Annotated in this window: 15 protein-coding genes; 2 read left to right on the top strand and 13 right to left on the bottom strand. The window is 38.8% G+C overall.

Annotation, left to right across the window (positions count from 1 at the left end; all coding sequences use genetic code 11):
- Positions 1-335: 335 nt before the first annotated feature.
- The 7 genes from ACRPLQ_RS02540 to ACRPLQ_RS02510 form a co-directional block, all read right to left on the bottom strand.
- Positions 336-1715: a sucrose-specific PTS transporter subunit IIBC gene (locus tag ACRPLQ_RS02540; protein ID WP_028415103.1), complete on the bottom strand. Its 1380-nt coding sequence runs from the start codon at positions 1713-1715 to the stop codon at positions 336-338.
- Between the two features lie 178 nt (positions 1716-1893).
- A complete protein-coding gene (locus ACRPLQ_RS02535; protein ID WP_028415104.1) occupies positions 1894-2721 on the bottom strand; it encodes a PRD domain-containing protein in 828 nt (275 codons plus the stop codon).
- 37 nt (positions 2722-2758) lie between these two features.
- Positions 2759-3256 carry a PTS sugar transporter subunit IIA gene (locus ACRPLQ_RS02530; protein ID WP_098999610.1) on the bottom strand — a complete coding sequence of 166 codons (498 nt, stop codon included), beginning with the start codon at positions 3254-3256 and terminating at the stop codon, positions 2759-2761.
- A gap of 234 nt (positions 3257-3490) precedes the next feature.
- On the bottom strand, positions 3491-3688 hold the full coding sequence (locus ACRPLQ_RS02525; RefSeq protein ID WP_372452798.1) for a hypothetical protein: 198 nt from the start codon (positions 3686-3688) through the stop codon (positions 3491-3493).
- Positions 3689-3822: 134 nt separating this feature from the next.
- Positions 3823-4449 carry an FMN-dependent NADH-azoreductase gene (locus ACRPLQ_RS02520; RefSeq protein WP_014458563.1) on the bottom strand — a complete coding sequence of 209 codons (627 nt, stop codon included), beginning with the start codon at positions 4447-4449 and terminating at the stop codon, positions 3823-3825.
- A 140-nt stretch (positions 4450-4589) separates the two neighbouring features.
- Complete coding sequence (locus ACRPLQ_RS02515; protein WP_116739483.1) at positions 4590-5045, bottom strand: transporter; 456 nt, start codon at positions 5043-5045, stop codon at positions 4590-4592.
- A gap of 158 nt (positions 5046-5203) precedes the next feature.
- The gene (locus tag ACRPLQ_RS02510) at positions 5204-5749 is read right to left on the bottom strand and encodes a hypothetical protein (protein ID WP_047749948.1); all 546 of its coding nucleotides are present in this window, start codon (positions 5747-5749) and stop codon (positions 5204-5206) included.
- A 666-nt stretch (positions 5750-6415) separates the two neighbouring features.
- Here ACRPLQ_RS02510 and ACRPLQ_RS02505 point away from each other — a divergent pair.
- Positions 6416-7582 carry an FtsW/RodA/SpoVE family cell cycle protein gene (locus ACRPLQ_RS02505; protein WP_014458560.1) on the top strand — a complete coding sequence of 389 codons (1167 nt, stop codon included), beginning with the start codon at positions 6416-6418 and terminating at the stop codon, positions 7580-7582.
- Between the two features lie 245 nt (positions 7583-7827).
- On the opposite strand, the gene ACRPLQ_RS02500 is transcribed toward ACRPLQ_RS02505, so the two are convergent.
- Both ACRPLQ_RS02500 and deoD read right to left on the bottom strand, forming a co-directional pair.
- The gene (locus ACRPLQ_RS02500) at positions 7828-9276 is read right to left on the bottom strand and encodes a SulP family inorganic anion transporter (RefSeq protein ID WP_323873958.1); all 1449 of its coding nucleotides are present in this window, start codon (positions 9274-9276) and stop codon (positions 7828-7830) included.
- A gap of 214 nt (positions 9277-9490) precedes the next feature.
- Positions 9491-10195, bottom strand: coding sequence for a purine-nucleoside phosphorylase (gene deoD / locus ACRPLQ_RS02495; protein WP_013058711.1), 705 nt, complete (start codon positions 10193-10195; stop codon positions 9491-9493).
- A 194-nt stretch (positions 10196-10389) separates the two neighbouring features.
- On the opposite strand from deoD, the gene ACRPLQ_RS02490 reads away from it, so the two are divergent.
- Positions 10390-10542 (top strand): hypothetical protein, encoded by a 153-nt coding sequence (locus tag ACRPLQ_RS02490; RefSeq protein WP_013058712.1) that lies wholly within the window; start codon positions 10390-10392, stop codon positions 10540-10542.
- Between the two features lie 51 nt (positions 10543-10593).
- On the opposite strand, the gene ACRPLQ_RS02485 is transcribed toward ACRPLQ_RS02490, so the two are convergent.
- From ACRPLQ_RS02485 to ACRPLQ_RS02470, 4 genes are all read right to left on the bottom strand, one after another.
- A complete protein-coding gene (locus tag ACRPLQ_RS02485; protein WP_013058713.1) occupies positions 10594-10917 on the bottom strand; it encodes a hypothetical protein in 324 nt (107 codons plus the stop codon).
- Between the two features lie 246 nt (positions 10918-11163).
- Positions 11164-11790, bottom strand: a complete 627-nt coding sequence (locus ACRPLQ_RS02480; RefSeq protein ID WP_028415110.1) for a phosphatase PAP2 family protein — start codon at positions 11788-11790, stop codon at positions 11164-11166.
- A gap of 235 nt (positions 11791-12025) precedes the next feature.
- Positions 12026-12796, bottom strand: a complete 771-nt coding sequence (locus ACRPLQ_RS02475; RefSeq protein ID WP_028415111.1) for a sporulation protein — start codon at positions 12794-12796, stop codon at positions 12026-12028.
- Entirely contained in the window at positions 12783-13616 is an 834-nt protein-coding gene (locus ACRPLQ_RS02470) for a serine/threonine protein kinase (protein WP_047749946.1), read from the bottom strand. The genes ACRPLQ_RS02475 and ACRPLQ_RS02470 overlap by 14 nt, the downstream gene beginning before the upstream one ends.
- Positions 13617-13619 lie beyond the last annotated feature (3 nt).

Raw genomic sequence — 13619 nt, 5'->3', positions numbered from 1 at the left:
CAGTGACAGGTTCCGCATGAAAAGCCGTAAACCTAGCTTCACGAAGCATATAATAACAAAGGATGTATAAAACGAAAGCAGATAAATACGGCGCATATAGAAAAAGATCGTGATAAAATTCCATGTGCCAGCTCTCTTTCTGACTATAATAGTACAATCCAATATATGTAGTGTAGCATTTACGTTCCTGTTACACAACATCAACTTATCTCTTTGACTGTTCTACGTATTACTTTTTAAAAAGTTTCATATTTACGACACAAAATTTGCTCACCATAAAATATGATGAGCAAATCTAATACCATTCTCTATTCTCGTATGCTTAGCGCTGGTTCTCAGTCTTCTTTTAGTTTCATGAACCACGTAACGCCGAATGCTACACCCACAGAAATAATCATACCGATGATATAGTGAATTAAATTGCTCATACCAAGCGGTGCGGCGATTGCCATCATTGGAATACCTGTGAGTCCGTATGCATTGGCTACTACGTGCATAAGTACAACGTAGCCTCCCCCGGCTGCCCCGCCTATAGCCGCAGCAATAAATGGCTTGCGAAGCCGTAAATTGACGCCAAAGATAATCGGTTCTGTAATTCCTAAGAAAGAAGAAATAGCCGCCGGAATCGCAATTTTTTTCGTTTTGGCATTTTTCGTCTTAAAGTAAACAGCCAGCCCTGCTCCTCCTTGCGCTACATTCGCGCAGGCCCAAATAGGAAGTAAGAAGTTAACACCAATCTTCGGGTTAGCAAGCAGCCCTGCTTCAATAGCATGAAAACTATGCTGCAGGCCTGTTAATACAATGGTTGAATATAAGCCACCAAACAAAATTCCTGCAAACACTCCGGCTACATCGTATAGAGACTGAAGGCTAATGGAAATTAAATCTCCAATATAGCGGCCGAAAGGACCAATAAACACAAGTGACACAAAGCCCGTGATAATAACAGTTAAAAAAGGCGTAACAAGTAAATCAACCGAATTCGGCACAATTTTCCGCAGGCCCTTTTCAATTTTACTCATCACGTAAATAGCTAATAAAATTGGAACGACCGTACCTTGATAGCCAATCAGCGGAATACTTAAGCCAAACAAATCCATATATTCTGGCTTAGCATCTGCTAATGTCCATGGATTTAATAACATCGGATGCGTCAAAATCCCTCCGATAACCGCTCCAAGATAAGGGTTTGAACCAAATTCTTTTGCAGCTGAAAACCCGATTAAAATCGGTAAAATGATAAATGCTGCGCCTGAGAACATGTCCAATAAAACAAATAACGCACTATCTTCTGAGACCCAGTGGAACGCTTTCATCATACCGAGCAATCCCATTAATAAACCGCTTGCTACAATGGCTGGAATAATCGGAACAAAAATATTGGAAAGCATGCGGGCAAAACGGGCAAATGGGTTCATCTTCTTCTTCATTTCTTCTTGGTGATCTACTGGGGCAGCAGCCTCTTCAGCGCCTAATTCTTTAACAAAAGCAGCGTGGATTTTATTAACGAGACCGGTTCCAAAAATGATTTGAAACTGTCCTGAATTTGAAAAAGCCCCTTTTACATCCTCTATTTCATCCAAACCTTTTTGATCGATTTTGCTTTCATCTCGAATAACGAGGCGCAAACGCGTAGCACAGTGCTGGGCACTAGCAATATTTTCTTTTCCTCCCAAAAGCGGAACAAGCTTTTTAGCAATTTCTTTTACGTCCATCTTACTTCCTCCTTGTTGTATGTCATAAAAAAAGCAAGACCTAAAACACGCTTATAAAAGACACACTTGTCCTTTATGCGCATTCTAGGTCTTGCCTGCTTTACCAGTCACAATCCCGATTATTCAATTAATACGCTTTCATTGTACTCAATGCAACAATATTCGTCAATGCTTTTTTCTATATTCTTTGCTCTATTCGGCAAATGTGAAGCGTGATGTAGCCTAACTCCGCTTCTGGAAAATTAATGTCGTACTCCTCTTTGACAAATTGCTTTATCGTTTCAGCACACTGATACGATTTTTTATATTTGACTTTTAATACGTCGAGCATCTCTTCATCCATCTCATGAAAAGGTTCATTTTGCGCTAAACGATTTAACGCAAAGCGCAAGTGAGTCAGCAGACGCTGATAGGACATGCTGTTTTCATCAATCTCCATATTCAGCTCTTTTTTTATAATCGTAACCATTTCATTAATAATCGTTGTATTCATCATGAGCTGCTGCATTCCTGGTGAATTCAGTTTCGCCGTATGAATATGAAGCGCAATATATCCCGCTTCATCAATCGGCATCGTGATGTCTAACCTCTTTTTGATATGCTGAAGAGCCCACACTCCTATTGCATACTCAGGCTGATAGAGTGATTTAATTTCATTAAGCAATTTATTTTGGATGGAAATTCCGCGGGCTATCCTTTCGACAGCAAAGGATAAATGATCGCTCAAAGCAATATGCACATGATGACTTAGCGTAGCAGAAAGCTGCTGCTCAGCATACGAAATGATTTCTTCCGCCACTTGAATATGCTCTTCAGGAAGATTTTTTAATAGTTCTTGAAACTTTTCCTGTTCTTCTTTCATGACAAAGACTTTCTCCACTTTTGCAGCATTAATAAGATCATTTTTACCTTTTTGAAAAGCGATGCCGGGACCCATCGCAATCTTTTCAACTCCGCCTTCCTTAAAGACAACGGCGTTGTTATTTAACACTTTTAAAATCTTCAAATGCGCTCTCCTTTCTTAAAGGAAAAGGCCTTGCTTATTACTTCATCGTTACTTTTGCACAAGCAGTTTCGCCTTTTTGAACCGTCCCTTGAGCCAAAATTTCGAAACTTTCACTTGCATCACTATTTGTAACAACAATTGGTGTGATAATGCTTTTCGCTTTTTCTTGAATAAGCGCTAAATCAAATGTAATAAGAGGTGTTCCTACACTTACTTTGTCACCTTGTGTTACGTGAGCTTCGAATCCTTCGCCTTCCATTGCCACTGTTTCAAGGCCGATATGTATTAATACTTCTGTACCGGCTTCTGTTTTTAAGCCTACCGCATGTTTTGTATGAAAAAGCTGAACGACTTCCCCAGCAACGGGTGAAACAACTTGTCCTTCTGAAGGTTCGATTGCAAAACCGTCTCCCATCATCTTCTGTGCGAACACTGGATCTGGCACTTCGCTGATTGGCAGGATATTACCTGAAAGCGGAGCTAGAACGGTTGTTTCTTTTGATTTTGTCTTATTACCAAATAATTTTTTAAACATCTCAATCACCCTTTTTTAGATTGTACTTGTAGCATACCCCAATGATTCTGCAGAAAAACTTCCCCTATCCTGATGGTACATTAACATGGTCATTATTTAACCATGCTTTTTTTATCTTGTAAATAAAAATGTATAAGCGCTTTTATAAGAAGCACGTTCCCTATGCTGCACTTTATGTAACCCTTTCTACATCTTCTGAAGGGTGGATATTGAATTTTAACCCTAAAAAAGAGGTTAAGACATAAACAAATGAATCCAATCTAAAGACGAATAACTCGTATACATGAGCCGAACCGCTTTTGACACCGCAGTTGATTTCCGTGCAAGACTTCGCTTTCCGCGGGCGGATGCTGAGCCTCCTCGTCGCATACGCTCCTGTGGGGTCTCACCTATTCCGCTTTTCCCGCAGGAGTCTTCGGCTTGCCCTCCCATCAACTGCTAGAAAGACTTACAAACATGAAACCTACGTTCACCGTAACAAAAAAAAACGAACCACTAATCAAACATCTTGATCAGTGGTTCGTTTTTCACTTCGTCTAAAATCCTTTTGTCCCAGCCTCTTGAGATTAGAACGTTGACGCAACTTCTTTTGCTTTTTCAGATGCTTTTGCTAGAATATTGTCTGCTTCTGCTGGCGTGTAAGCCATGCCTTCTGCAACAACCAGTTGGAAATCTTGAACACCAATGAATCCCATTACTGTACGTAAATAGCTTTGAGTAAATTCTAGCTCTGCCGCAGGGCCTTCTGAATACACGCCTCCACGAGCTTCTAGTAATACTACCTTTTTATCTGAAGCTAATCCTACTGGACCATTTTCAGTATATTTAAACGTTTTTCCTGCAATTAAAATGTTATCAATATATGCTTTCATTAGTGGAGGGAAACTTAAGTTCCACATTGGAGCTGAGAAAATAACTTTGTCAGCTTGTAAAAACTGCTCTACTAATTCACCCATACGCGTTACTTTTTCTAACTCAACAGCTGATAATTCTTCACCAGCTCCAGCTTTTCCCCATGCTGCTAAAACATCTCCATCGATGAATGGAACTGTTTCTTTATACAGATCAAGCGTTGTCACTGTATCAGTCGGGTTTGCTGTTTTATACTCATCTAAGAAAACCTGTGCTAAACGAGTTGAAAATGATGCTTCATCAACCTGCGGATTTACTTTTACATATAATACATTTGCCATAAATGTCATCTCCTAAAAAGTGTCTATTATCATCAGTTCGAGATATTACTAAACAAATTATCTTTAATTCGAGATTTATTATATAACGCCATTTTTTATGCGTCAACCTTTTCGCACAAAAAAACTCCGCAAGCGGAGTTTTATATACATTGAAATTCTCGAATTTGATTTACATCTACCCCTGCATACACCCAGAAAGATCCTGTCCAGCGATATCCTGCAACTGAGCGTCTGCCTACAAAGGTTGGGTAAAACCAGTAAGGTCGACCATTTCTCGGCCATATATAGGTGTATCGGTATAAGCATCCTGAAATAGCGCCTGGATCAACAGCATAAAGCGATGGACCTCCTGAACCTAGCTTTGGTGTAGGTGTAAAAGCTGGCGGCGGACTTGAAGGTGGCTGCGCCCCTCCCTGCGGCGGAAACCCTTGGCCCCCTCCTCCAGGTGGTGGCGGTGGAAAGCCTTGACCTCCTCCTCCAGGTGGCGGCGGCGGAAAGCCCTGACCTCCTCCTCCAGGTGGAAACGATGGAAAGCCTTGGCCTCCTCCAGGTGGAAACAAATTTTGAAAACGTGGATCGTATTGATATGGATACATACGCACTCCCCCTTTATAATGCTTGCTACGTTACAATATGCATCATAATGAAGATAGGTGAATGTCTACTTTTACCTTCTATAGACTAATGGAACGATGTCAAACTTGGTGAGCTTAAAGGAGGCTTACCCGAAGAAATAATAAATCCAACACGGAAACTACTTGCGTGTTGGATCTGCTTGCGGAAAATATTTTTCAATAAAATTATACAGCCAAAATACGGTAATCAAAATAGGCGCTATCAGAAAAGGATGTTGAACCCACCTTTTCACCAGTACCTTTTCAAATGACGGAATCGATTTTAACACTTGAAATAACGAGCTTCCGCTAAAAATAACGCTCGTTCCTATCAATAAAAAAGACAGCGAGTTAAATTGATCTATCCACATACTCATAGAGATATAAAAACTAACACCGGTTCCTATGCCCCCCATTATTCCGCTTAAAATACTTTTTACCGAAAAAGGAATCCCCACAAACCATCCGGCTCCTAGTCCTGCACACCCTGCTAAAATGCTAGAAAAAAGCAGCGGCTGCTCAAGCCAGAGACATGCATTCACTCCAACCACTAAGGTAACATGTATTCCTACGTGAAGGGAAATTCTTTTGCCAACAGGCTCTGAAACATAATGATGGTAGCGCCCGCTATAAAAAATTGTCCACCATAATAATAAAAATGCTGTCAAACTTGCCCCTATAATCATAAACACACCTCTCTACGTTATGATTCTATTAATCTCTATCTATTATTTTCCTAATATCCTGTGTCTCTTATTCGGTAATCTACCCTATGCCTTCCATACGTTCATCAGTAAGAAAGTAGACTATGACTGTTTACTTGTAGGGAGCTAAGAAGTTGAATGTCTGCATGTAGAAAAAGATAGTGTAGAACACTTTCTCTTACCTTTACTATTATTCATATGTATAGCTTGCTAGATTTAGTCCTTGCAGTTTAGAATTTTTCAGTCGTTCATATGAAACTATTTGCCCCTTTCTTTCGTTATATATATACATGTTTCTTTATCTTTTCACGTGCAAAAAAAGATAAATTCCTATAATATGTTTTCATATTAACCTTTAAGGAGATAAAGAAGATGAATTGAATAAATCCTTACAAATAGAGTTTTTAGAAAAAAGAAATTGTTATCATTTCTCCTATTTATGTTATAGAATAATTCATGTATAATAAAAGGCTGTATGGTAACGCAGCTTGCGACATATCTTTTCTTACTTTTAGCAAGTCTATATTCAAAGCAAAAACTGCAAAGCGGGGTTAGTGCGACTCTTCATTAATCGACTTTGCATTAAAAACCAGCATTTTTCTTTTATCATAAAGAAAGAATGAGATTTAATAGTGACAGGTGAATAATATGGGTGAAAATCAAAGAAATGTTAGTAGATTTGACTGGAACTTGGCTTTCCTAATCTTCCTATTGTTTTGCGTAAGCGTTGTGGCAATCCATAGTGCTGAAAAAATTGGGCAGTATGATAAGAACTTCGTAGCGCAACAAGTTGTTTTTTATATTATTGGAATGGTGATTATAGGATTTGTCATGCGTTTTGACTCCGATCAGCTTCAAAAGCTAACGTGGGTTTTTTATGGATTTGGGAACTTTTTATTGCTTCTTTTACTAGTGGCTCCTTCAAGTATTGCCAGAGAAATTAACGGGGCAAAAAGTTGGTTCACACTTCCCGGCTTCTCGTTGCAGCCATCAGAGTTTATGAAAGTGTTTTTGATTATCACACTGAGTACGGTCATTGTTAAACACAATGAAAAATATCGTATCCGAACAGTAAGAGAAGACTTTTTACTGCTTGGTAAACTAGGCGCTGTACTTGCTTTACCTTTATTGTTAATCATGCAGCAGCCTGACTTAGGTACCGCTCTTGTGTTCTTAGCAATCACAGTTGGACTTGTATTTGTTTCAGGCGTAAGCTGGAAAATCATCGCGCCTGCGTTTTTAGGTATTACAGCGGTTGGTTCTGTTATTTTGGGACTTGTTGTTTATGCACCTAACTTATTAGAAAAGTATCTAGGGGTTAAGCAATACCAATTTGGACGTATTTATTCTTGGCTTGATCCTGAGTCGTATAGTTCGGGAGAGGGCTATCATTTAAAGAAATCGTTAGATGCGATTGGGTCAGGAATGGTAAACGGTAAAGGGATCGGAAATGGAGTTGTCTATTTGCCAGAAGGACAGACCGACTTTATTTTTGCGGTTATTGGAGAAGAGTTTGGCTTTATAGGCGCCAGCATTGTTATTAGTCTTTTCTTCGTACTCGTTTATTACTTGATCAAGCTAGGGCTTGAAACAAAAAATGAATTCAATTCTTACTTATGTGTAGGCGTTATTTCAATGCTTACGTTCCACGTATTTCAAAATATCGGTATGACCATTCAAGTCTTGCCTATTACCGGAATTCCACTTCCTTTTATTTCATATGGAGGTAGTTCACTGATGGGGAACATGTTTGCAATGGGTCTGATGTTTGGAATCTCATGGCATCACAAACGCTATATGTTTGGAAATGATTAAAGAGAGACAATGGTCTCTCTTTTTTCTTTTATCTCCCTATTAAGCATGCTACAATAAAGAAAACGCTTTCAAAAACTGTTTTGAAAGGAGTAGATATGCATGCTTGATTACCAATATCGGCGCAAAGCCTATGCTATTTTGTTAAAACAGACATCCGCACCCTCATCTACAACTTCTTTTTCCACCTGGCTCATACAGCTACTAAAACGAAACAAGTAAAAAAGGTGTGCTACTGCACACCTTTTTTACTTGTTCGACAGCGACGTTAAGCCAATCTGCCTAACGATTTTTTTACTCTCTTCATTTAATCCTTTTACAATAACCTTTTTATTCAATCGCTCGTACTTATCGATAATTTTCGAGATGCCAATCACGGCCGATTGATCCCATATATGAGAAGAACTAAAATCAATAATGATGGTATCTGGGTCTGTTTCATACTGAAATTCATCCATAAAGAAACTGATGGTAGCAAAAAATAATTGTCCTGAAACTCTGTATTGCTTCGTATTACCTTCTGTTTGTGAAGTTGTTTTGATTTTAGCCATCTTCCAGCCAAATACAATCGTACTTAAAACAATACCTACCATTACTCCTAATGCTAAGTTATGTGTAAACAATACGATAACCACCGTAACAACCATTACAATGGCATCCGATAGCGGATATTTCGTTAAGTCTTTAAGGGACTGCCAATCAAATGTACCGGCAGCTACCATAAACATAACGCCTACAAGAGCAGCCATTGGAATTTGTTTAACAACATCGCCAAGCACCATAATTAAGAACAATAAAAAGACTCCGGCGACTAAGGTAGATAACCTTCCACGTCCCCCTGATTTTACATTAATCATAGATTGTCCAATCATGGCACAGCCAGCCATTCCTCCAAAGAAACCTGTTACAATATTAGCGATGCCTTGACCGCGCGCTTCTTTATTTTTATTCGAAGGCGTATCTGTAATTTCGTCCAGCACCGTTGCCGTTAGCATAGATTCAAGTAGACCTACAATCGCTAAAGGAAGCGAATAAGGTAAAATGATGACCAGTGTCTCCACTGATAAATCAACCTTTGGAAAGTGAAGAACCGGCAGCGAACGCGTAATATTCCCCATATCTCCTACCGTTTTTAAATCTAAATGAAAGACAATCGCTACAATCGTCATCAAGACAATGGCAACAAGCGGAGATGGTATTGCCTTGGTCATGAGCGGAAATAAGTAGACGATGAGCAGCGTTCCGGCTACCATTGCGTACATCATCCAATTTGCTCCTTCAAAATGCGGAAGCTGTGCGGTAAAAATCAAAATACCGAGCGCATTTACAAAGCCAATCATCACTGTTTGAGGAAGAAATGATAAAAACCTTCCTACTTTCAAAACACCAAGTAAAATTTGAATAATTCCGGTTAAAACAGTAGCTGCAAATAAATACTCAATGCCGTGATCTTTGACTAAGTTAATCATCAATAAAGACATTGCTCCTGTTGCAGCTGAAATCATAGCTGGTCTTCCACCTGTAAAAGCAATCACAATTGCCATACAAAAAGATGCATACAGACCCACCATAGGATTGACACCGGCGATAATGGAAAAAGCAAGGGCTTCTGGAATAAGCGCAAGAGCAACTGTCATCCCTGACAAAATGTCTGCTCGAACATTTGAAAACCACTGCTGTTTAATACTTGCCATCATGATGGTTTATCACCTCTTATGAATTTTTTATACGATTTTCGACTTTCACGAAAATCAAGGCCGTTTTTAACGTATCAAATCGTACCATACAATTTCCTATTTGGAAACAATTAATTTTCACAAATAAAAAGACGAGAAGCTTGATTGCTTCTCGTCTTTTTATTTGTTACGCGGCAGCATTTCGCTTCCATTCAGCAAATAAATGAAATTATGTTCATTCATTAATTGCTGCTTCAAGCGCAACAACAATCATATCGTTGAACGTCGTTTGACGTTCTTCTGACGTTGTTTCTTCACCAGTGAAGATGTGATCACTTACTGTTAAAACCGACAAAGCATTACGGCCGTATTTAGCGGCTAGCGTATACAGAGCCGTCGTTTCCATTTCAACTGCCAATACGCCGTGAGCTGCTAATTTTTCTAGCTGGCCGTCTTCATTGTAAAATTGATCAGATGTAAATACACTTCCTACTTTTAACTGAAGGCCTTTTTCAACACCTGCATCGTAAGCGCGCTTTAATAAATCAAAGTTAGCTGTCGGTGCGTAGTCAATAGGACCAAATTTAACGCGGTTCATTTGTGAATCACTTGACGAAGACATGGCTAAAATAACGTCACGTACTTTTACATCTTTTTGGATTGCTCCGCATGTACCCACGCGAATTAGGTTTTGAACACCATATTCATTCATTAGTTCATTTACATAAATAGCAATCGATGGTACACCCATTCCCGTTCCTTGAACAGAAACGCGCTTTCCTTTATATGTTCCTGTAAATCCAAGCATACCGCGCACTTCGTTATAGCAAGTTACATCTTCTAAAAACGTTTCTGCAATGTATTTTGCACGAAGTGGATCACCTGGAAGTAAAATTGTTTCTGCAATATCACCTTGTTTTGCCCCAATATGTACGCTCATTTCGTACCTCCTATATGTAAAAAATCTTACGCTTTCACTATACCATATTGTATCCCTTGCATGTCTATTTACTTCTAACATTATGCGTCAAAAATAAAAAGACATACTGCCCAAAAAATGGCGTAGTATGTCTTTTTATATAAGGGTACGCTAATAGCGCAAGGGATTTACTAACTTTAGCTGAGGTGATATGTATGGGGAAAAAACATCGCAACCGAATTAATTCGCCTAAAAAGAATAATCACATTCCAAAAGAAGCAATTATAGCAGAACATGAAGCCCATGGAGATGAATATTCAGCAACAAACCGAAAAAATGGCCCTGGTCATCATACTCGTGATTACTAAGAGTCAACATATAAATAAAAAGCGGCCAGATAGGTCGCTTTTACCTTATGTTTAACGTACATGCAGGCGATTCACTTTTTGCCATCCGTCTGTCCATAGCTTGTAGTAATACTTCCCTCGAGTACCTTCATCAATTAACAAAATATCGCCTGTGCTAATAAATCTCGCATCACAATCTTTTGGCAAATTATCAGCAATATTAAACATCTGAAATACTTGTGTTGCAGCGTCTTGATGATCGAATGCTGTAATCGTTAGACGATGGACAGGCTTATATCCGCGCTTTTCGCCTTTTTCTTCTGTTTGCATAATGGTTACATCATATTCTGTGCTAATATTAAATTGTTTTTTTATTGTGGTCCACACACTCAACATTCTTCCCTCCACCCAAAAGCAAGTATTTACTCTTTTACGTCATGTATTCTTATATAATTAGTGATAAAATCCGAAAATCCTTTATCGAATCAAAACGTTTTTTGTCGAAATTACTAGTTTCTCCTTATTAAACATGTACATAAAATATTTGTTTCCCATTTTATCATTAGTTGTTTTTGAATGGATGAATCAATAGACCTACTTAAACAAAATGAAATATTAACGAAAAAAATGTAACCATTGCTCCTATTTTTGGTTATATAGGCGCTTAGAAAGGAGGTAGACTCCTAATGACCAAGCAAGTCCTACACAATATCCTGCTAGTATATCCGTTAAAAAGTGTACGCCTAAATACAAACGGCTAAATCCAATTAATAAAATAATAATAGCAATTACGCATGCAGCTGCCGTTTTAATAGCCCTGCTTCTTGTATACATCCATATTAACAAAAGCACTCCGCTGTAAAACGCCATTGAGTTCATGGCATGTCCGCTCGGAAAACTATAGTGAGAGGCGGGAACGACTTGACTCCAATCAGGTCTTGGTCTTGCAAAAATCTCCTTCAATCCCCAATTTAAAGCGCGAACTCCCCAAAAAACAAGCGTGATATATAAAGCGAGCAATCCTTTTCGTTTATAAAGAAGAAATACTATAATGGCAAACCATATTGGCGCAGTGACATACCAAGATCCTACAGTTGTTATAAATATGATGATGGGTGTTAACGTATCCGTCCTCCATCCTTCAATGGTATGAAGTACATTAAAGTCAAGCTGTTTCACCCAAGGTGTATTAAACGTAAATAAAATGAGTAAAAAGAAAGCTAAAAGCGATACAATAAATAGAGAATATTTTGTAGTGCGATTTACCATTTTTTATTTCCTCCAACCTATTAAAAGAAAAAGCATGTAGCGTGCTACATGCTTTACTTATTCACACGTTTTGGCTGAATATAGTCTTCCGGCTTGGGAGCTTGATGAACGACAAATTCAGCCGAAAATTCCTCTTTTGCATTTATTTTTTTCGTTTGTTTTGATTGCGGCATATACCTCTCTCCTTTCTTTTTACTGTCTTTAATATACGAAAAATAAAGGAGAGCTATGCACGTTAGCTATAGCGTGAAATAATATTGGTTAATCTATTTTTTAACTGAGGAATTTCTTTTTCAGAAACATGAACATGAACGAGCGACTCATCTGCATCCAGCATTTCAGATAAAAACCCCCCAAACCCTCTGGCTCGTCGATCTACTTCTATAAATAAATCGTAGTCATGTAAGCCGCTCGGCTGCACGATGATTTCAATTTCATCTACTTTCCCAGCGTACACTCCACCGCTTGGAACAAATTCAAATTCTTGAACAAAAGGAAGTCTTTTTCTCATCCTGCGAGGAGCTTCTTCGCACTCGACTTGGCGCAAGCGAAAGCCAAGCTGTTCCATCGCTTCAATTGTGCTTGTTACCATAAGGTTAGGGAGCACTTTTACATGATCAATATCCGACGGATCAACCGCATCTTTAATATCGAGGCTCGTCGCCACCCACACTCGGGTTCTCCCTAATGTAACAGGCGTATCATCAGGCAGCTGAAAGGTAAAAGGAATAGACTTGGTTTCAGATGGTTGGATCGTAAACGGGTCGTTAATCTTAAACGTATTAAGTTCAATGTCCTGCTTGTATTTTTTATCGTCTCTTTCTTTTACATAGGTTGTGAATAGACGCAGATAGATGCTGTCAATTTTCTGCTCAACATTTCCGCCGTACACTTCAACAATCCCTTCAATCGTTTCACCAGCACGAAATTCATCATTGACAAGCTTAGCATCCACTCGCGCTGCACCAATTCCAATGCGGGCTAACGCTTTATTAAATAGCGCCATGCTTTTCCCTCCCCGAGTTCTTACTATTTATATAGTCATAAATGTCTTTTTGTAAACTTTTAATACTTTCATACGCTTCATCTGCTCTCAGCATTTTTTGAATGATGGTTTTAATGGGCGCCGACAAGCTTAGCTCTTGTTCCCAGCTTTTTTCTTGTTTATCCGTCGGCTCATAACCAGAATACAATAAAAATAAAAGAAAATGACCAAGCGCATAGATATCGCTTGCAACCGATGTTTGTCTCATAAACTGCTGTTCTTCTATAAGGCTGCTTGTTTCTTCATGAGCTCCCAAAAATCTTGCAAGACCAAAGTCAATAACATAGATGGTCCCGTTAACATCAATAATGTTTGGAATACGAAGATCACGGTGAACGATTCCTTGCTCATGAATAACGGAAACTACTTTTAGAATATCAAGTAAAATGTCAAGCGCTTTTTCTTCTGTATATACGCGCTTCTCTTCAAAAATTAAATCTTCAAACGTTTTTCCTTGAATCAACTCCATCACTAGAAAACACCCTTCATCTATTTCAACAGCTTCATACAGCGAAGGAATTTGAGGATGATCTAGTTGAGACAGCAGTTTTGCTTCATAATGAAAAGACTTCAGCCCCTGAGGCGTGCGCTGCTTCGTTTTGCGGAGCTGCTTTATTACTACCTCTTTTTGTTGCACAATGTCACTAGCAACATATGTTATACCATAGCTCCCCATTCCCAGTACATTTATGATTTCATAGCGCTCACAAATGACTGTTCCTTTTTTAAAAGGACGGTCAACTAGCCAGCGATGAAAGTGTTTGAACATTCGATTTTTCATTCC

It is taken from the genome of Priestia sp. TRN 1309, assembly GCF_050846875.1.
Lineage (GTDB): Bacteria > Bacillota > Bacilli > Bacillales > Bacillaceae_H > Priestia > Priestia zanthoxyli.
This window is presented reverse-complemented; position numbering and strand designations above follow the sequence as displayed.